This window comes from Acinetobacter colistiniresistens (assembly GCF_000413935.1).
Lineage (GTDB): Bacteria > Pseudomonadota > Gammaproteobacteria > Pseudomonadales > Moraxellaceae > Acinetobacter > Acinetobacter colistiniresistens.
Genome location: NZ_KE340377.1, coordinates 82,254 through 101,526, shown reverse-complemented (window position 1 = coordinate 101,526; position 19,273 = coordinate 82,254). Strand labels below are relative to the sequence as shown.

Sequence of the window (19,273 nt, the reverse complement as noted above, 5' to 3'; positions counted from 1 at the left end):
TTTATTATTTTAATTAAAGTAGTATGGTGCGAACAGGAATGACTGGTATGGTACGAACAGGAATGACTGGTATGTTTATGCAGGAATATGCAGTTAACAGTACTTAACTCTCTTATTCTAAAAGCTAAAATAGCTTTATCGTGATATAGTAAAGCTAAGTCAACATTAGACTCCACAGGCACTGCTGTCCTTAAAACATCATATACAACCTTACCATTTAATATTTGGACACCATATTTTTTTAATGTGTAGTTAATATTTTTCTTTGTTTTATCAATATTACCAAAATCCGTTAACTTTATTTTTAAATTAGGATTGATAACTGAATACTTATTATATACATCTAGATATTCCACAGGTGATTTCACTTGGGTAGAATCTTGAAGATAATCATTCCATGAAGAATTTTCTTTTGCATAACAAAAGTTAAAGAAAAAACCATAAGCAACTATCATCTTTAAAAAAATAAATTTATTCATAATCTTTATTTCAACCTCCCTATAAAAAATTAGATTAATTTATAAAAAATACACCCCAAAACTATTGAGGTGTACTAAAAAATACTAAATATAGTGTTCAAATTAATTTAAATTCCTCTTCAATAATTTTCCATTTTTATCTTTATAAGTTATTACTCCATAATTATCAATTGAGTAATAATCACCAATTTTCTCTACATTTAGTGTAGGTTTTAATTTTATCAGATAAAACTCAGAACTAGTTCCTTCATCTGTTTCCATATACTTTTCAGCAATAGAATAAAAACCATCTTTCATTTTAGGAAGAAACCTAAACGTATTTGCATTCAATGAATCCACTTTAGGATTATCAAATATATTCAAAAAATCAGGAGATATTTTCTTTAACTCAGATAAAGAATATGCCCTATTATTAGAACTTTCAAGCTGCTCACATTTTTTCACTGGATTTTTCTCATTACATTTAGAGAAGAAATCAGATGAGATAGGTGTTTTAATAAACACAAGGCTATTACTATTATTTTTTTGACTTATATCCTCTACAATACTCACTTTTACAAAAGCGTTATCAATAATTTTAAAGCACGCTTTTGAATTTAAATATGTATCTCTATAAGAATATAAATCCCCTGATACACACAACTCATCTTTTTCAACAGCGTAATTAAAGTTAGCTTTTTTCTTATTTATTTGGTAATTCAAAGGGTAAACTTTATAACTTCTTTGATTTAATGCGGCCAATCTATAATATTTTCCATCATCAATTTTTATTACAGAATAATCTTTATTAAAATCTGACTTTCTTCCAATATTTCCTTCAAAAACTTTAATTTTATCCGTTTTACAGTAATAGTTATTAACATCATAATCAAAACCACAAGGCTCAACTTTAATATTTTGACCATTCTCTTTAGAAAAACAAAAACTTGATACTACTAAACCAACAGAAAATATCATTACTTTTTTCAAAAAATTCATTTCAAATTTCCTATTAGTCTAAATCAGCCACTCTTAATTTTTAATTTATTTTAAAAACACCCCAACTCAGTTAGGGTATTTCAGCTCAATATTAAGTAATTTTTATTTTAAACTTCTCTTTAGTAATTTCCCATTGTTATCTTTATAAGTTATTATCCCTAAGCTATCAATTGAGTAATAATCACCTATTTTTTCTATTTCCAGTTTTGGCTTAATTTTAATCAAATAAAATTCTGATTTAGCCTCTTCATCTGTATCTACATACTTTTCAGCTATAGAGTAAACTATATCATTACCCTTAGATATAAATCTAAAATTATCGACATTAAGATCTTTTACCTTACTATCTGACAAAAAACTCACTTCAACTGGGAGTTCTTTTAAAATTTTCGTTGATTGATAAGAATAATCTTTTATATCACTTATTTTCCTGCATTCTTTTTCAGATTTATTTTCTCTACATTCTGAATAAAAATTTGATGATATAGGGTATTTAATTACTCTGACATTTTCTTCTGTTTTATTAATATCCTTTGCTGCAATTGTATTACCTGAACACCCTAAAACTGATAAAACTACAAGTAGAGTTAAGCTAACAGATGTATTTTTCATTATTACTATTTCCACTATGATTTATTTCGGCTCATCAATTCAGGGCTTAATTATTAAAACTATTAATTTTTTAAAAAAATCAAATAGTGCCACCTAGAAACTTATAATTACACAAGACTAAAATCATCGCTTTATATAATTTATTTTTCCAACCACACAAATTAAATTGGTATAATGAAACATAGAATCAGCTGAATACAAACCTTTGCATGTTATTTGTGCGGGCTTATTATATTCAATCTTATATTTCACATCTAAATAGTTCAACTGGATTTCTTTTATTTTTTTATACTCTTCACCCTCTTCTTTTAAATAAAAATCTCTAGCTGTTGGCAATAAAACAACATCATACGGATGTATTTTATTTTGTTCATCTATACTCTTTTTATTTAATATATGACCTGTTAGGATTGTAAAATTATCACTCGCATATGTTTGCGATAAAAATATGGTGTTCGCTACTATGAAAAAAAACAAAGCGTTTATTTTTAAGTTAATCATTATGGCTCTCTACTTTTACTAATTTACCTTCCTCATCCCACTCTTTCCATTTACCCACTTTAATTCCCTCTTTATATGTACCATCATAGATAAAAATTTGAGGGTTCATAGTATATTTTTCATAGCATCTACCATCTTCCAAACCATCTTTGTAATTGCACTCACCTGTTAACTTGCCATCTTCATTCCAATTTTTACTATTACCATTTATTTTACCAGCTTTATAATTTGTTTCTTCCTTTAAATTTCCATTTTCATACCAAACACGCCATAGACCATTTTCTTTATGATCATTATATTCGGTCTCCGCTGCTTTACTACCAGACTCATACCATACAATTCTAGAACCTTCTCTCGGATAATATGATGTATCAGCTTGTTCATTATAAACATAATCCAATTTACCATCTGTTAAAATATACGGATCAGTTTGTTTTTTACCCGTAATATAGAAATCCTGAACTAAAAATCTTTGCCCATCTAACTTCTTTAATAAAACCCGATAAAATTCTGCCTGTTCTTTTGTTGTCATTTCTTGACCAGATGATTCTGCATTCTTCATATACAAGATAACCGAATCAGTACTTTTATCATGGGCTTCAAGTTTTTGCTCAGTTTTCTCATTTAAGTGCTGATTTTGAGTTTCTGATTGTGAACAAGCACTTAAAAGAAATAAAGAAGAATAAAAGCAGATGGTACTAAATTTCATAAATATATCCTGATTCTACCGTGTTGCATTGCTTGTACGAACTGTTTTTAGCCCTAAAGCTCCATATAGATCATCAACAGACATTTTCTTTTCCAAAAGTTGAGATTTCGAAAACTCATGATAAGCTTTTGGTACATAGAATCTATAAGCTGATATTGATTTACTAGCAATCGTGATTTGATCATCCTGATTCCCACCTATTATAAGAAATCGACCACTCGTCTTATCTAAACAATAAACAAAACCAACATGACCAAAACCTGATTTAGCTTCTGGACTAGCTCCTGAGGAAGTAGGGATAGTTGCCAATGCACCAAAAATAGGCTTTGTTATTTTAACAAAATTTTTTGTATCACGACGAAAGCTTAATGCACTTGCTGGCTCAGCTGATTTTGCATATTTAGCTTCTTGTAAACAATAATTTGCAAATGATGCGCACCATGCCTGAGTTGAACCAACCAAAGTATTGATTTTACTACCTGTTAACATATGATAGTTATCTTGTTTTGTAATGACACCCTCTCTTTTGCCATACCATTGTTTTAGCTCCCGAATTACAATTGGCATCCATGGCGCTTCTCGATTATTCACAGGTAAAATCGCTAATCCCTCACCTGTTCCTGATTTACTTCTTGTAACCTCTTGTATATTATTCCCCAAACCAGAGATAACCGTAGTTATTGAGGTCAAAGCTGCTGTCCCAACGTCATTAGATTCTTGCTTTTTTGTTTCACTTTTTGGTTTAGTATGAGTACTAGAAACAGAAGATGGTATTGTAACTATTTGACCAACTAAAATCGTATCTCTTTCTTTAATCTGTGGATTTGCTTTCATAAGACTATCAATTGAGATACCTTTTAATTTACAAATTTTATAAATTGTATCGCCAGATTTAACTCTATAAATATTTGCAGAACTATTTCTACTTTTACCTTTTTGTTGCTCATTAATTTTTTTTGCAAAATACCCTATCGCAAGCATTTGACCTGCATAAATTTCATTTGCATTTTTTATATTATTCCACTGTTGAATTTGTTGGGCAGTGACACGAAAGCGCTTTGCAATTTTTGAGAGCACATCACCATTGACAACAACATAATCAATTCTTGGTATATCATCTTTTTTTGCGCTAAAAGATCCATTCTGAGGCATTAACCTACTGGTAAAACGGGCTGCATTATTAACCAAACTAACCACTTGAGACTCAACAGAAGTTACCACCTCTCCAATTAATGTTTCACAACCATCCACCATAGCACTAAAAGAAATTTTATCTCCTTGTTTTACATGAGGAATCGGAGGTAAATTTCCATTTTTATTAGTGACATATTCTTTTTTCCTATCATTATGATTAATTATGATTTTTTGATCGGCTAATGGATTAGAACCATTACTAACATTTACAGTTGTAGTACTAATCCATTTATCAGAACGTGGAGGTTGTGTATTTGTATTATAATATCCCTCCTTACGCTCCATAGCATCCATTAATTTCTCAATTCCTTTATCATCTAACGATGACAATACGGTCGAGCGAGTAAAACCTGTGTGTTTTATTAAATAAGCAATATATGCTTCAGTATCATTCTCATTAGGCGGTGCATAAATATATAGAGCATCTTTTAATGAGTAATTATTATATTTACGTCTAAGCAAAGCCTTTTTTTCTCGTCTTCCTATTTCATAGCTTTCAAAAATAGCAAAATTTCCACTTTTCGTATTTCCAGTACCAATTTGTCCTGGATACATTCCTTTATCTTTAGGTCTCATATTTCCAGGGTTGTTAAATCTCCAAGCAATTGTTCCTCCTGTTCTTAATAAGATTTTCCCATCATCTGAAAGATATTGAACAGTCAATGTCGGTCTGTCATGAGATGCTTTAATAAATTTCGCCATAATTATATTCCTATTTATTTATTATCGAATTTATTAGGTCTGAATCAAGAAAATCATGCTCAATGTTTTCATCTTCAAATTCACAATATAAATTTTCTGGAATTTCGACTTCATTTTCTGATTCATTTTCTTCGCTAGAAGATAATTCTTGAACATCAATTTTCCATAACTCCTTACCAATCGACAACTCCACCTCATCTTCAGTGTCACTGAAAACTCGTGGCAATTTTGTTTCAGTGATCACACCACTTGAAAGTATTTCTCCACTTTCTTTATTAATAATTTTATAAGGTTGGTTAACAAAGCCCATTAGATCAAAGTTAATATCATTACCAAATGGAGCAAATCTCAAGCTAAATTTATTCTTTTCTATCTTAGGTAAATCATATTTTGGTATAGAAATATTTTCACCACTTAAAAAAATATGCTGCCCACTCTTCACCTCAAACTTGCCACCTGTTTTTATAAACACTCCACCTCCATTCACAATTAGTTGACTACCTCCAGCCTTAATATCAATTTCTTTTGCACTAGTAAGCTCAATTTTTTCCTCAGTCGAAATTAATCTAATGACCTTCCTAGCAATCACTTCAATTAGATCATCCTGCGCCTGCAACTCCAATTTCCCTTTTGCTGCATAAGCTCTAAAGCCCTTTTGCGCGGCAAACAAACTGATCTTGTCCTGTGCATGCCCAATAATATTCTTCTGTGCACTCAGGTTAATTGAACCACTGGCACTCTCGGCAATATCCTGAGAGGCCTGCAAAATAATATTTTCAGGCGTGGTTAACGCAATTCCATTCGGTGATGCCAACAACATCAAGGCCTGTCTGAAAATCTTGCCTTGCTCTTGTTGCTTGGCATTGGAACTACTTTCCAAGCCTTGGGTATAACCTTCCATAAAGCCCTGTAATGAGCTCAAGGCTTTGGACGGAGTGATGTCTAACTTGCTGCCTTTACTAAAGGTTCCACAGGTACTCATCAGCTCAAAATCTTTAATATCGACATTGGCCAAAACCTTCCCGACTTCTTTAATACTCTCAAACGGGTTTTGCTGAATCCGATCTTTAATACTGGCAAGCTTACCTTTGACAATATCAGCGCCATGCTCTTCTACGTTTTCAATGAACTCTTTCAGATTTTCAACCGCATCTTTGGCATCACTAAAGAACGCATTAAATTCTTCTACTGCGCCTTTGGCATTACCGCCAAGTGCACCAATATCCTCAATAAAACCACCGCAATCCTTTAAAGCATGAATTGGGTCATTACTCATCCCTTCTTTAAATAAATTTAAAGTACTATCCAGTGCTTGACCTGTGGTTTTAAGTTCCAATGACTGAATAAACTTCGGTAAGCGGTTAATCACATTCAGCGCATCGGTCTGTTGTTTAGCAGCCACTTCACTGAGCATTTTCATGCTGTCATAGCCCTGTGACAGCAAAGATTGTGCTTGAGCAGCTTCCAGATGATCAGCAATGGCCTGTTCTTGGGCATAGGTACTGATCAGCATGCCTTTGCCTGCCCGCACAGCGCCCCAAGCATCGGTTCTGAGCTCGAAGCCCTCACCACGACCGTTGCTGCTTTCCTGCACTTTAGGGTGGCTTAAATTACCTAAATTCAGTTGTGTTGCAGCATGGCTACTTTGTAACTGGGTACTGATTTGCCCCGTTGTATCATCAAAACGTAACTGGTTAAAACCACTGCCATTGACTTCCTGACTGCGGATACCACTGAGTTTTTTAGTATCTGGGAGTTGTCCTTTGACATCAAACTTGGTCGGAGAACGTTGCGCTTCATGGATTCGCCCTGTCACAAAAGGACGGTCGATATTGCCATCAAAGAAATCGATGACCACCACTTCACCAATCCGTGGCAAGAAGCGTGCACCATAGCCTTCCCCCGCCCAAGGCGTGAGGACATCCACCCATGCAGAGTCGGTGTCATTGTCATTGCTGCCCGCACCACCATCATGTCCATGGTCATCGCTACGGGTAAACAGAAAGCGCACCTTAATCCGTCCCCATTCATCCACATAAATGGTTTCTCCTTCCGGCCCAACCACTTTGGCGCGTTGCGGATAGGCAATCGGACGATGCAACTCTGGATCATATTCAGGGGTGATTTTAATCTGACGGCGAATCAAGGTCAGTTCATTACCCTGACGCTCTGCCTCGTCATAGCCGTGTTGATCCCAGCGGCTTTGGCTGAGCAGCTGACTCACCTGTTGCTGTAAATCTTTCGGTAAATTATTTTGATTGTAGAAATGCTTGGAGATAATCAGGAACTCTTGATCAGCCCCTTCATGCTGATCAATTTCAGGATGTTCCCTCAGATTAAACCAATAGCCAACCTGACTATCCCGTACCGTGCTGTAAGCCTTAAAGTATTTGGCTTGACTGGCATACATGTCATTGAATTGCTGATTCAGTTTTTCTAACTGACTGTTCCCAGAAGCTGTCGCTTGGTCTTCACCCTTTAAATCCTGCATCCAGGCTGGGCTGATATGCCATGCCTGCTCAAGACTTAAACTGGCAGAGTCGAAACTGTCCGAATGGTTATGGCTGGTGACGACTGAACCTGCGCCTTCTTCTTGTGCCAAGGCATCGGGCTGCCAGCGTTGCAGATGCACGGCTGTGGGTTGCAGGCTTCGCACCGCCACAAAGCCAGTAATGCTATCCTGAAATTCTGTGGCACTGCTGCGATGATAACGAATGCTCCGTCGAGCCAGAGCCTGATACTGGCTATTGTCATCAATTAATCTTAGCTTCTGCGCTTTAACAGGGGTACTCGAATGCGGCACAAAAAGTTCAGCTTCATCAATCAGCCAGCTAATGCCTTCACTGCGCCATAAGCGCGTTAGAAAGTCATAATCAGATTCATTCGAGCCCATCACAAAGGGGCGTATATCATAATTCTGGCTTAAGCCATTCAGATCCAGATTCAAACTTGCCGCAAAAAGTGGGCTTCTTTGCTGCCACTCCTTGAATAAAACTTCGGTAATTTCCACAACCGTTTTATTCATAAACACACGGCTGTTACGGCGCTTATGCCATAAATGAGTCGCATCGTTTATAGTTAGCTTATACAGCGTTAATGCACCATCACTTTGCCCATAGCTGGCCTCAGTCACAATCCCCGTGGTGCGAAACAACTGCCCTGAATCGGTAACCTGATCAACCGCAACCTGAACCCCAATAAACTGTTTGAGGGGAATCTGGGCATTGGTCGACAGGCAAATCAGCTCAGCTTCCAAACCCACATTGAGTTGATGCTGGCCTTGTATGCGCTGTAAAAAAACTTGATTATTCAGTAGATGATTAGAAAACTGTACGTGGATAGCACGTTTCTGTGCATTTAGCCCTATTTTTTCTAATACATTAAATATATTAAAAAGCATTTTTTATAATCGGATTGTGCTGGGATTTGGCTGAACTTTACAAAAAACAGACTTATCTGTCCATAAAAAAAGCGTTCAAGCAACAAAATGGCACAACTTGTTTAGTTATAGAGAATATAAAGCCCGAAATATGCATTCACATTTCGGGCTTTATCCAGCGAGTACAGATGCATGCTGTTATTTTGCAGCAACCCCGTAGTTTCTAAACAGCTGCCATAAGCAGATCAATAAAATCAGGCTGAAATACAACAAAGACCAAACTGGCAAAGATTGTCCCAAGAACGTCCAGTCAATCACTGCACACTCACCAGAACCTGAAAGCACTTCCTGTAATACCGCCTTCATCGGCAACACATCAACCAGATAATCTAAACCCGGCCCACAGCTTGGCACTTGGTCAGCAGGTAAATGCTGCAACCAGATATGGCGTGCTGCGACGGCAACTGACCAGCCAATTGATACGGTCGCCAAGAAAGCATAAAAACGTTTGAATGCACTCGAAACCGGATTATGAATAAAGGCAACGAGGGCAATCAAACCCATTATAATCAAGCCGATACGTTGGAAAATACACAATGGACAAGGGTTTAAACCTTGCACATGCTCTAGATACAACGCAAATGAGATACCAATGATGCTGGTCAGTACCAAAACAGCGCTGACTAGGCGGTAATTCCATCGCATGGGAAGTCCTCTAAAATTTTAACGGTATTGTGCAAGATATTGTTCAAAACTCATGTCGTTATCTTGTTCAAGTTGCGCCTGTTTTTGCAACGATGTTTGCGCCAATTGTTCAAAATAATGTTTGCGTTCTTCACTGAGTGGATGTTGGTCATAATGATCAACATGTTGCTGCGCCATGACACTGCCAAAATTCCATGTGCCGCCATGCTGCAAGGTATCTGCAATCACATGAGCCGAAGGGGTATTTTCGACATGGTCTAGGCGCTGCTGCATCACTTGGATCGCATCTTGATACAGCTGTGTGCCATCCATTTGGTCTAATAGCTTGGCACAGTCTTGAATCGCATTTAAATGGGTTTGTGCCCAGTCTTTTAGTGCAATCGAGTGGTCTCCCTCTTCGATCTTGGCATCTGCTGCACGACCACGATTGACCACTTCTGTTTGATTGCGGTCAATCTGCTCTTGTTCTTCAGCAAATAAATCTGGACTGTCTTTGAGCAAACAGTACAACGCCAGACTTTCAAGGAAGCCTGCCGAAATTTCATCAATCCCAATCGCACTATACGGATTCACATCCACTGCACGTAATTCGACATAACCCACACCACGATTTTTTAAGGCTTGTGATGGTGTTTCACCCGCTTGTGGTACCTGTTTAGGGCGTACCAGACTGTAGTATTCATTTTCAATCTGTAGCACATGATCATTGATCTGAATCGGCTCACCCTGCTCATCGTTGAGGCCCAGTGCCGTAAACTCTGGATATGGCGTATGCACGGCTTTTTGTAAGCCATCCAGATAATCATGCAGGTCGTTATAATGAATGCCAAGCTCTTTTTGCGCTGAGTTTTGATAGCCCAAACGCCCCATCCGTAAAGCGGTTGCTTCAGGTAAATAGAGCGTACCCTTTACTAAGGGTTGTAAATGGTGCTGACGGCCAGTCAGAAAACAGCGGCATACCGATGGGCTCGCACCCAGCATATACATCACCAAAGGAATCAAACGAATAAAGTTGCGGATCAAACCGAAATAGCGGTGACTACGATAATCTTGCAGGCTGAGCTGTTTTAATTGTGGGTTGCTTTCATGCTGCTGCAAAAGCGCAAATAATTGTTCTGGAAAAGATAAATTATAATGCACCCCGGAAATGGTCTGCATACGGCGACCATAACGCACACCTAAACCACGACGATATAAGGTTTTAAAGCGACCAATATTGGAACTGCCATATTGTGCCAGTTTAATATTTTCTTCGTTATCATCCAGCATACAGGGCATCGACAGAGGCCATAAGCGTTCGCCATCTTCCAGTTGCTCATGGACGATACTATGAATATCACTCAGTTCATTGAGTGCCGCCGCAATCGTTGTTTGTGGCGTGGTGATAAACTCCATCAATGCTTCTGAATAATCCGTCGTAATATATGGATGTGTCAGAGCTGAACCGAGCGCTTCTGGATGATTTTTTTGTGATAAAAATCCATTACTTTGCATCCGCAGGCTTTCACGCTCAATGCCACGTAACATCCCCTTTAATAGCGAGGCATCTACCCAAGTTGGTATCACAGAGGAAGTAAGGCTGGGTTGATTCATATTCTATTGCTCGCTTATTCAGGATCAGCCGACCACATGCATGGTAACGACGTCGTCGATTCTACAGGCATGATCTGCATGCCAATCCCTTCGACTCAGCCAATTATAACGACAATTACAATCTAGTCATCTGATTTAGTTTGGCAATTTTTATCACAATCTTGTTACATAAGACACGCTGAAATTGTGATTTTATTAAAAAATAAATCTTCCAGTGGATACTCCCCCATGCAAGCGCAAGACATTCTTAATTTTTGGTTTGACCCTGACCATCGTTCACTTTGGTTTGCTAAAAGTGATGATTTTGATGCAAAAATTCGCGCGTCCTTTGCAGAGATTCATCATCAGGCCGCTCAGGCCGAGCTGTGGTCATGGCGTGAAACAGCTGAAGGGCGCTTGGCGGAAATTATTATACTCGACCAATTCTCCCGAAATTTATATCGGGATCAAGCCCACGCTTTTGCTTATGACAGCCTTGCACTCGCATTGGCACAAGAGGCCATTAGCTTACAGCTGGACGCACAACTCAGCCCAGAGCAACGCTCCTTCCTTTATATGCCGTTTATGCATAGTGAATCCAAACGCATGCATGAATTTGCCCTGAAATTATTTCAACGCTTAGGCAATGAAATAAATCTAAGCTTTGAGAAAAAGCACAAAGTGATCATTGATCGTTTTGGGCGTTATCCGCATCGCAATGCACTATTAGGACGTCACTCAACCGCTGAAGAATTGGAGTTTTTAACTCAACCGAATAGCAGTTTTTAAGTCGATTCCCCTCGACACTGTACATAGGAATGGCATATGAAAAGCGTATTAATATGCACCCCGCTGCTTGTCGCACTGACATTTGCAGGATGTGCAACGGTTCCCTCCAAACCCAGAACCTTTGACCAACTGGGCCAATTCACCACTTATCCGTTAAATAACAAAACTTACCGTGTCGGTTTCCAAGCAGACAATAACTTGAGTTATGGTACGGCTGAGGAAATTACCTTGCTTAAAGCCGCACAAACTACGGTTAAAAATGGTTTCCGTTATTTTAGTGTGGTGGATGATCCAAGTAATGCCCGCCATAAGACACCGCGCCAAGCCGTGATTTATCCGACGCCATCGTATTACCCTTATGGCTATTATCGTCGTCATCCTGCCTTTTGGCCGGATCCATTCTACGATACCCCACAAGTGGTCAATCTTGATCCAATTCAAGTGTCGTATACTATCGAGTGCTTTAAGACACAGCAGCAATCTCCTGATGCCTTTGATGCTCAAATGATTTTGCAGTCTTTAGGGCCAAAATATGGCTTGAGCCCGACAGGAGAAGTGTTGCAGCCCCCTGCACCGCCTCAAAATAAAAAATAAATTAAAAGGATGACTCCATGAGTTCAGTCGAAGAAATCCACGTCCCGAGCTTACAACGAAGTAAATACTTCGCCACCATGGCACTGATCATTGCAGTGGTGTCATGGATCGCTTTAATGGTCGCGGCGCACTTTCTGCCTGAATATAAATGGCTCATCCATATTTTCATGCTCGGCGCGGAAGCAGGTGTGGTCGGTGGCTTGGCGGACTGGTATGCGGTCACTGTGTTATTCCGTAATCCTTTTGGCAGAATGCCGCTACCCAAACTGTTGCGTGACCACACCGAAATTATCCCACGCAATAAGGCCCGTATTGCCGAGTCAATGGGTCGCTTTGTACAGGAAAATTTTCTTTCCCCACAGATCGTGCAACGCAGTCTACAAAATGCTGATATCAGTTTGGCTGTAGGTCAATGGTTAGCCAGTCCCAAAAACAATCAGCAAGTGGTGCAGATGATTCAGCACACCGTGCCGAGAATCTTTGAATTTGTCAGCCAAGAGCAAATTGCACACTTCGTCCAGAACAACAGTGTGCAGTGGGTCAGAAGTACCAAGGTCAATAAACTGGCCAGTGAAATGCTGCGCGCTGTACTGGAAAATGATTTCCATCAAGATGTGCTACAACGTGGACTCGATCTGGCACATGAATGGATGGTGTCACATCCGGAAGAAGCACGTGATTTATCACGTAAATTATTCCAAGAATTAGGGGTCTGGAAGCTGGCCAAAGGCGCAAGCTGGATCGGCATTGATGTACAGCAACGCACCATTGACTCTCTGATTGAAAAAGTTGAGTCGATGCTGGCCAACCCAGATCATCCATGGCGTCAGGATATTGAAGCCACCACCCATAACCTGATGCTGGAACTGGCAGAACCCGACAGTGAAGCCAGCCAGCGTTTAAATCGTGGTAAAGATGCACTGCTTGATAGCCCACAGGTCCTGAATTTTATCAGTGGTGCGGTGGGGATATTATGTGATGCCATCAAAACCGATTTAATGCAGCAAGATTCAGGCATTGCCACTAACCTACAGGCGGCGATCCAGCAACTCGGTGAAAGTCTGATTCAAAATGAAAAAGTACGTCAGGTACTGAATGAAAAAATGGTCGGCTTAGCCATTAATTTCAGTGAGCAATATAGCGACAAGATCATTCGTTATATCAGTGAACGGATTCATGAGTGGGATTCACGAGAAATGATTGCCAAAATCGAAAGCGAGGTGGGCGGTGATTTGCATATGATCCGCGTCAATGGTGTGATTGTCGGTGCCTTTATTGGTTTAGCACTCGGTGTGATACGTGCCATTGTTGAAAATGTTTTGTAATATAGCATCAATATTGACTACAAAAACCTGTCATCAATAAGATACGCGAAAAAAGTCATTCGCAACCTGCGTGATTTCAATTAAGTGCTGTTTCTGCGATGTAATAAAACCAATGCAAGAAGTGAACAGGTTTTGCGAATGACAATGCTTTTGGTTACTTTGGGCGAAACCAAAGTAACTCCAGCTGAAGGCTTATCCTGAAATTAGATAAGCTCTCGGTAAGACACCATCAAAATACATAATCCATTAAAATTCTATAGGTCATTTCAATCATGTTGCAACTTCAGTCAAAACTCCCTAGCCAAGGCGTGACCATCTTTAGCGTCATGACTGAACTCGCACAACGACTCAATGCCCTGAATCTCTCCCAAGGCTTCCCCGATTTTCCAGCCCCGCCAGCCCTACTCGAAGCACTAAGCCAAGCCACGCTTTCAGGCTATAACCAATACCCTGCAGGTGACGGCGTACTGGCTTTAAGACAGCAACTGGCGACACAATTCTTAGCACGTGATCAACTGCAACTCGACCCAGTCACTGAAATCACCATCACCCCAGGCGCGACCATTGCGATTTTCTGTGCCATTCAAGCCTGTATCCATGCAGGCGATGAAGTGATTATTTTCGACCCAAGCTATGACAGCTATGCCCCTGCGGTTCAGTTGGCAGGTGGAAAATCAGTGCATATTCATTTAGAAGCACCCAGCTTTCAGGTGAACTGGCAGAAGGTCAAAGACAGTATCAATAGCAACACCCGCATGATTATTGTCAACACGCCACACAATCCAACAGGTGCGATCTGGTCAGAACAGGATTGGCGCCAACTGATTGAGCTGATCCAAGATAAAAATATCGTGGTATTGTCCGATGAAGTCTATGAACATCTGATTTTTGATGGGCAAAAACACCATAGTGCACTGCAATTCCCTGAATTACGTGAACGCAGTTTCGTGATTGGTTCTTTCGGCAAAACCTATCATGTCACAGGCTGGAAAACAGGCTATTGTGTTGCTGCACCACAACTCATGCGTCTATTTCGCCAGATTTATCAGTTTGCCAATTTCTGTGGCACTACCCCGTGCCAGATTGCATTGGCCAACTATATGCAGCAGCATCCTGAGCATATTCAGCAATTGCCAAGCTTTTATCAGGCCAAGCGTGACATGTTCAATACCCAGATTCAAAACTCGCGTTTTAACTTTATTCCCTCCCCAGGGACTTATTTCCAGAATCTGGATTACAGCAACATTCGCCCTGATCTCAATGATGTCGAGATGTGCCAATTTCTTGCCGAGCAACACAAAATTGTGGCCATTCCAATTTCAGTGTTTTATCAGCAGGCACCTGAATCACTGCGACTGATTCGCTTCTGCTTCGCCAAGACCGATCAAACATTACAACGTGCCGGTGAAATTCTCGTACAATGTTGATCAACAAAAAGAAACTGAACCCTCATCTTCAACACAACTGAGAATGTTATGTTGACAAAAATACAATCGTTTCAGGATGAAGCGTGAAGGAAATTGAATGACACCACGCCAACCTCTGGTGATGCAACCGAATCTCTGGAAAACCTTTTTTGTGTTTCTGGTGCCGCTGATTGCCACCAATATTTTACAAAACCTGTCAGGCACGATTAATACCATCTTTGTCGGTCAAATGATGGGGGTCAATGCCATTGCCGCAGTCTCGGTCTTCTTCCCCATCCTGTTCTTTTTACTGGCCTTTGTGATTGGAGTTTCCGCAGGCAGCACGGTACTGATTGGACAGGCATGGGGGGCACAGAATCTGGAAAAAGTCCGCTCCGTGATTGGCTCTACCGTATTTATGACCCTGATCGGGGGCAGTATCATTGCGGTACTGGGTTTAATCTTTGCCAAACATATTTTAGAGCTCCTTGGCACAGATCCTAAAGTCATGCATCTGTCCTTGCCTTATGTACAATGGATGTTGGTGGGTAGCCCCTTACTGTTCGTCTATATTATTTACACCTCGATTTTACGAGGTGTTGGCGATAGCGTAACCCCTTTGATTGCCCTGAGCCTGACCAGCTTGATTGGTTTAGGCGTGACGCCTGTTTTGCTAAAAGGTTACTTTGGTTTTCCGGCTTTAGGTATTGTTGCCCCTGCGATTGCAACCATTATCGGTTATGCCGCGGTGCTGACTTTCTTAGCAATTTATCTGAACTATAAAAATCATCCGTTAAAGATCGACCGTCTATTGCTGCAACATATTCGTCATGATGCCGAGCTCAGTAAATTAATTCTAAAACTTGGAATTCCAACGGGTATTCAGATGGTCACCACCTCCTTAGCAGGTCTGGTGATTATTGGCCTGATTAACCATTACGGTGCACATGCCACAGCAGCCTATGGTGCAGTCAATCAGGTGCTGAACTATATTCAATTTCCAGCGCTGTCGATTTCAATTGCTGCCTCGATCTTTGCTGCACAAGCGATTGGCGCAGGTAAACCCGATTTATTGGCCAAAGTCACCCGTACCGCTTTGGGCATGAATCTGTTATTTACAGGCACGTTGATTGTCTTAGCCTATTTGTTTTCAAAATATTTAATGGCGCTGTTTATTACCGATCACAGCGTAATTGAACTGGGCCAACAGCTGTTATTTATCGTGCTCTGGTCGATTCTGTTCTTTGGAGCCAGTGCCATTTTTGCCTCAATCATGCGGGCCAGCGGTGCGGTTAACATCCCGATGCTGATCAATATTTTCACCATTCTGCTGATCGAAGTGCCGTGTGCCTATTGGTTTAGCTCACTTTGGGGCTTAACAGGCATCTGGATTGCTTACGCACTTTCCTTTGTGAGTCTATGTGTCTTCCAAGCATTTTATTATCAATTCTTTTGGAAAAAGACCAAGATTAAAGTACTGATCTAAAGCATCTTTTTACTGATATAAAAAAGCCATTCTCAGAGAATGGCTTTTTTCATGCTAACAACTTACATCATCTTGGTTGCAAACGCTGCAATCCGTTGATAACCCGTTGGGAATAAACGCTGGAACGAATCCACAATACGGGCATCGGTACCAATCAATAAACGGCGTTTATCTTTCAAAACTGCATTAAGAATTTGACGTGCTGCTTCTTCGGGTGGAGTGCGCAGGAACTTGTCGAATTGCTTGATCGATTTATTCGGGTCCATCCCCAAACTCTTCAAGCTGTCATTCATTTTCGCTGCTTTGGCGATATTGGTACGAATCCCGCCCGGATGTACGCAGAGTGAGCTGACACCGCCCTTCTCAATGTCCAATTCCTGACGTAATGATTCAGTAAAACCGCGTACCGCAAATTTAGTTGCGTTATACGCCGATTGGGTTGGTTGTGAGGTCAAACCAAAAATACTAGAGATATTGATGATATGACCATCTTTGCTTTGTTTGATAAATGGCAGGAATTCTTTGGTTCCGTACACCACGCCCCAGAAGTTAATACCCACAATCCACTCTAAATCTTCGTAGCTTGCCCCTTCAACGGTTGAGCCTAAAGCAACACCTGCGTTATTGAAGATCATATTGACTGAACCATGATCTTGCACGGTTTCTTGTGCCCACTGTTTCACCGCATCGCGATCTGAAACATCAAGCACTTTGGTGGTGACTGAGACAGGATACTGTTTCACTAATTCTACAGTTTGCGCTAAACCTTTTTCATTGATATCACTCAATGACAAATGACAGCCTTGCTTCGCCAATAAAACTGCCAATTGCTGTCCAATCCCAGAACCTGCACCGGTGATCGCTGCGACTTTATTTTTAAAATTTTTCATTGCCTATCCTTTGTATTGCGAGTGATATGCACATATTCGCTTAGATCATGTGCAGTTTAAGCTATAACCAATATAATTTTGACAATACGTGTTGTCAATATAGTACACTCCAGCTTTAAGACAAATGGCAATAAGCGACACTGCACATGTCATAATAGGCCTATTTACATTTTATGACCGAACATGTTTAAAAGAGACAAGGCATATTTTCAAATTTTGGTTATGCTAAGTCGGCACAACAGCGTTGAAATGCAAATAAACATTAGACAGACGATTGAAAGATTTTTTAGGGAACGGTTTTCTCAATGGCAACTCAAGATCAAGTGACAGGCAAGAAAAACAATACCGCAGTCAAAGAGCGACAATTTAAGGGGCTCTCTTTAACCGAGCGTAAAGAAGCACGTCGTGAAAAACTCATTGAAGCTGGTATTGCCACCTATGGTACACAGGGCTTTTTCTCGGTAACCGTGAAAGATGTTTGTAATGAAGCCAAACTGACTGAGCGCTACTTCTATGAATCATTTAAGAAAAGCGAAGAGCTGTTTCAAACCGTGTTCTTAAAAATGATTGAGAAAATGCAAACCTGTTTAACTCAGGCTGTCCTGATGGCCGCGCCTGAACCCAAAAATATGGTGACTGCAGGTTTATCGGCTTTGTTGAGTGCGATTAAAGATGATCCACGTATGGCACGCATTATTTATATTGATGCCATGCTGGTGCAAGACCTGCATAATCAGGCCACTATTCAGGAGACCTTGACCCAGTTTGATCGCATTATTCAAGGCTTTGTGATGATCACCATGCCCAATGCACCACAAAGTACTGAAGAAGTTTCACTGATGGCTACGGGCTTAAATGGTTATGTGACCCATATTATTATTCGCTGGGTTTCAGAAGGCTTCGAACAGCCTTTACAAGATGTCTTGTCTGCCTGCTGTGCTGTCTTTTTGTCATTTATCGAAACCACATCACAAAAAAATTAAAATCGTTTTACAGTTTTGTGACAAGCACGGCGGTAAAACAACAGTTCAGTTAAGCAAATGAATTCATTTGCTTTATTGGTAGGCAAATTGTCATCAATTCGTCACCTCTACGCCCCATGATTGTCACAATTTATTGCTAAATTCGACTTTATTAATTCTTTTGCAATGATATTGTCATAATTAATCTTTGTAATAAGCCTGTCATAACAACAAAACGGTTCACCGTTACAGATTTTAAGGGTATTGCGCTGTGAAAGATGACTATATTTTAATTGTCGATGATGAGCTACCGATCCGCGAAATGATCCATACCTCTTTGGATATGGCAGGCTTCCAATGTTTACAAGCTGAGGATGCCAAACAAGCGCATCAAATTATCGTTGATCAGCGTCCTGCACTTATTTTGCTGGATTGGATGCTACCAGGTGGTGTGAGTGGTGTGGATTTATGCCGCCGCCTCAAACGAGATGAGAACTTGGCCGAGATTCCAGTGATCATGCTGACTGCACGTGGTGAAGAAGACCACAAAGTTCAGGGGCTGGATGCTGGTGCTGATGATTACATGACCAAACCGTTCTCGACGCGTGAACTGGTGTCCCGTATCAAGGCGGTACTGCGTCGTGCCAATGCGCTGAGCGGTGAAAAAGTCATTGACGCCAATGGCCTATTGCTTGATCCTGTCAGCCAGCGTGTCAGCTTTGGCAATAGCATTTTAGACATGGGTCCAACCGAATATCGTTTATTGGCTTTCTTTATGACTCATCCAGAGCGGGCCTATACCCGTGCTCAATTGTTGGATCAGGTCTGGGGTGGCAATGTCTATATCGAAGACCGTACCATTGATGTGCATATCCGTCGTTTACGCAAAGTGTTAGAACCCTTTGGTGTCGATCGCTTTGTACAAACCGTTCGTGGCACTGGTTACCGCTTCTCCACACGAGCAGATTTAGCAGTAGGTTAAAAAATCCT

At 40.2% G+C, this 19,273-nt stretch carries 16 protein-coding genes and 1 pseudogene; 7 read left to right on the top strand and 10 right to left on the bottom strand.

Going from position 1 to position 19,273, the window contains the following annotated elements; all coding sequences use genetic code 11:
- The 9 genes and pseudogenes from F907_RS15315 to gshA form a co-directional block, all read right to left on the bottom strand.
- Nucleotides 1-479: pseudogene (locus F907_RS15315) on the bottom strand (hypothetical protein); the annotation flags it as partial.
- A 102-nt stretch (nt 480-581) separates the two neighbouring features.
- Nucleotides 582-1,457: a hypothetical protein gene (locus tag F907_RS15320; RefSeq protein WP_016651303.1), complete on the bottom strand. Its 876-nt coding sequence runs from the start codon at nt 1,455-1,457 to the stop codon at nt 582-584.
- A gap of 102 nt (nt 1,458-1,559) precedes the next feature.
- Entirely contained in the window at nt 1,560-2,069 is a 510-nt protein-coding gene (locus F907_RS15325; protein WP_016651302.1) for a hypothetical protein, read from the bottom strand.
- A gap of 123 nt (nt 2,070-2,192) precedes the next feature.
- Nucleotides 2,193-2,570, bottom strand: coding sequence for a hypothetical protein (locus tag F907_RS15330; RefSeq protein ID WP_016651301.1), 378 nt, complete (start codon nt 2,568-2,570; stop codon nt 2,193-2,195).
- Nucleotides 2,563-3,279, bottom strand: a complete 717-nt coding sequence (locus F907_RS15335) for a toxin-antitoxin system YwqK family antitoxin (protein WP_016651300.1) — start codon at nt 3,277-3,279, stop codon at nt 2,563-2,565. The genes F907_RS15330 and F907_RS15335 overlap by 8 nt, the downstream gene beginning before the upstream one ends.
- 15 nt (nt 3,280-3,294) lie before the next feature.
- Nucleotides 3,295-5,175: a LysM peptidoglycan-binding domain-containing protein gene (locus F907_RS15340; protein WP_016651299.1), complete on the bottom strand. Its 1,881-nt coding sequence runs from the start codon at nt 5,173-5,175 to the stop codon at nt 3,295-3,297.
- A 10-nt stretch (nt 5,176-5,185) separates the two neighbouring features.
- Entirely contained in the window at nt 5,186-8,575 is a 3,390-nt protein-coding gene (locus F907_RS15345; RefSeq protein WP_016651298.1) for a type VI secretion system Vgr family protein, read from the bottom strand.
- Nucleotides 8,576-8,752: 177 nt separating this feature from the next.
- Nucleotides 8,753-9,259 (bottom strand): disulfide bond formation protein B, encoded by a 507-nt coding sequence (locus tag F907_RS15350; protein ID WP_005270227.1) that lies wholly within the window; start codon nt 9,257-9,259, stop codon nt 8,753-8,755.
- An 18-nt stretch (nt 9,260-9,277) separates the two neighbouring features.
- Nucleotides 9,278-10,852, bottom strand: a complete 1,575-nt coding sequence (gshA, locus tag F907_RS15355) for a glutamate--cysteine ligase (RefSeq protein ID WP_005270225.1) — start codon at nt 10,850-10,852, stop codon at nt 9,278-9,280.
- A 228-nt stretch (nt 10,853-11,080) separates the two neighbouring features.
- Here gshA and F907_RS15360 point away from each other — a divergent pair, with 228 nt between their 5' ends.
- The 5 genes from F907_RS15360 (at nt 11,081) to F907_RS15380 (ending at nt 16,431) form a co-directional block, all read left to right on the top strand.
- Nucleotides 11,081-11,620, top strand: coding sequence for a DUF924 family protein (locus F907_RS15360; protein WP_016651297.1), 540 nt, complete (start codon nt 11,081-11,083; stop codon nt 11,618-11,620).
- Between the two features lie 36 nt (nt 11,621-11,656).
- Nucleotides 11,657-12,214 carry a CC0125/CC1285 family lipoprotein gene (locus F907_RS15365; RefSeq protein ID WP_005270221.1) on the top strand — a complete coding sequence of 186 codons (558 nt, stop codon included), beginning with the start codon at nt 11,657-11,659 and terminating at the stop codon, nt 12,212-12,214.
- A gap of 17 nt (nt 12,215-12,231) precedes the next feature.
- On the top strand, nt 12,232-13,539 hold the full coding sequence (locus F907_RS15370) for a DUF445 domain-containing protein (protein WP_005270220.1): 1,308 nt from the start codon (nt 12,232-12,234) through the stop codon (nt 13,537-13,539).
- A 272-nt stretch (nt 13,540-13,811) separates the two neighbouring features.
- Complete coding sequence (locus F907_RS15375; protein ID WP_016651296.1) at nt 13,812-14,966, top strand: pyridoxal phosphate-dependent aminotransferase; 1,155 nt, start codon at nt 13,812-13,814, stop codon at nt 14,964-14,966.
- Nucleotides 14,967-15,063: 97 nt separating this feature from the next.
- Nucleotides 15,064-16,431, top strand: coding sequence for an MATE family efflux transporter (locus tag F907_RS15380; protein WP_005270217.1), 1,368 nt, complete (start codon nt 15,064-15,066; stop codon nt 16,429-16,431).
- Nucleotides 16,432-16,493: 62 nt separating this feature from the next.
- Here F907_RS15380 and F907_RS15385 read toward each other — a convergent pair whose 3' ends face one another.
- Nucleotides 16,494-17,321, bottom strand: a complete 828-nt coding sequence (locus F907_RS15385) for an SDR family NAD(P)-dependent oxidoreductase (RefSeq protein ID WP_016651295.1) — start codon at nt 17,319-17,321, stop codon at nt 16,494-16,496.
- A gap of 305 nt (nt 17,322-17,626) precedes the next feature.
- On the opposite strand from F907_RS15385, the gene F907_RS15390 reads away from it, so the two are divergent.
- Nucleotides 17,627-18,304, top strand: a complete 678-nt coding sequence (locus tag F907_RS15390; RefSeq protein ID WP_016651294.1) for a TetR/AcrR family transcriptional regulator — start codon at nt 17,627-17,629, stop codon at nt 18,302-18,304.
- A gap of 250 nt (nt 18,305-18,554) precedes the next feature.
- Nucleotides 18,555-19,265, top strand: a complete 711-nt coding sequence (gene phoB, locus F907_RS15395) for a phosphate regulon transcriptional regulator PhoB (RefSeq protein WP_004657056.1) — start codon at nt 18,555-18,557, stop codon at nt 19,263-19,265.
- Nucleotides 19,266-19,273: the final 8 nt, after the last annotated feature.

Excerpts from the sequence above, each read along its gene's own strand:
- F907_RS15345 (WP_016651298.1), bottom strand. The coding sequence starts at position 8,575 with ATGCTTTTTAATATATTTAATGTATTAGAAAAAATAGGGCTAAATGCA.
- F907_RS15340 (WP_016651299.1), bottom strand. The coding sequence starts at position 5,175 with ATGGCGAAATTTATTAAAGCATCTCATGACAGACCGACATTGACTGTT.
- F907_RS15365 (WP_005270221.1), top strand. The coding sequence starts at position 11,657 with ATGAAAAGCGTATTAATATGCACCCCGCTGCTTGTCGCACTGACATTT.
- F907_RS15325 (WP_016651302.1), bottom strand. The coding sequence starts at position 2,069 with ATGAAAAATACATCTGTTAGCTTAACTCTACTTGTAGTTTTATCAGTT.
- F907_RS15350 (WP_005270227.1), bottom strand. The coding sequence starts at position 9,259 with ATGCGATGGAATTACCGCCTAGTCAGCGCTGTTTTGGTACTGACCAGC.
- F907_RS15375 (WP_016651296.1), top strand. The coding sequence starts at position 13,812 with ATGTTGCAACTTCAGTCAAAACTCCCTAGCCAAGGCGTGACCATCTTT.
- F907_RS15360 (WP_016651297.1), top strand. The coding sequence starts at position 11,081 with ATGCAAGCGCAAGACATTCTTAATTTTTGGTTTGACCCTGACCATCGT.
- F907_RS15335 (WP_016651300.1), bottom strand. The coding sequence starts at position 3,279 with ATGAAATTTAGTACCATCTGCTTTTATTCTTCTTTATTTCTTTTAAGT.
- F907_RS15380 (WP_005270217.1), top strand. The coding sequence starts at position 15,064 with ATGACACCACGCCAACCTCTGGTGATGCAACCGAATCTCTGGAAAACC.
- F907_RS15330 (WP_016651301.1), bottom strand. The coding sequence starts at position 2,570 with ATGATTAACTTAAAAATAAACGCTTTGTTTTTTTTCATAGTAGCGAAC.
- F907_RS15390 (WP_016651294.1), top strand. The coding sequence starts at position 17,627 with ATGGCAACTCAAGATCAAGTGACAGGCAAGAAAAACAATACCGCAGTC.
- gshA (WP_005270225.1), bottom strand. The coding sequence starts at position 10,852 with ATGAATCAACCCAGCCTTACTTCCTCTGTGATACCAACTTGGGTAGAT.
- F907_RS15370 (WP_005270220.1), top strand. The coding sequence starts at position 12,232 with ATGAGTTCAGTCGAAGAAATCCACGTCCCGAGCTTACAACGAAGTAAA.
- F907_RS15385 (WP_016651295.1), bottom strand. The coding sequence starts at position 17,321 with ATGAAAAATTTTAAAAATAAAGTCGCAGCGATCACCGGTGCAGGTTCT.
- F907_RS15320 (WP_016651303.1), bottom strand. The coding sequence starts at position 1,457 with ATGAATTTTTTGAAAAAAGTAATGATATTTTCTGTTGGTTTAGTAGTA.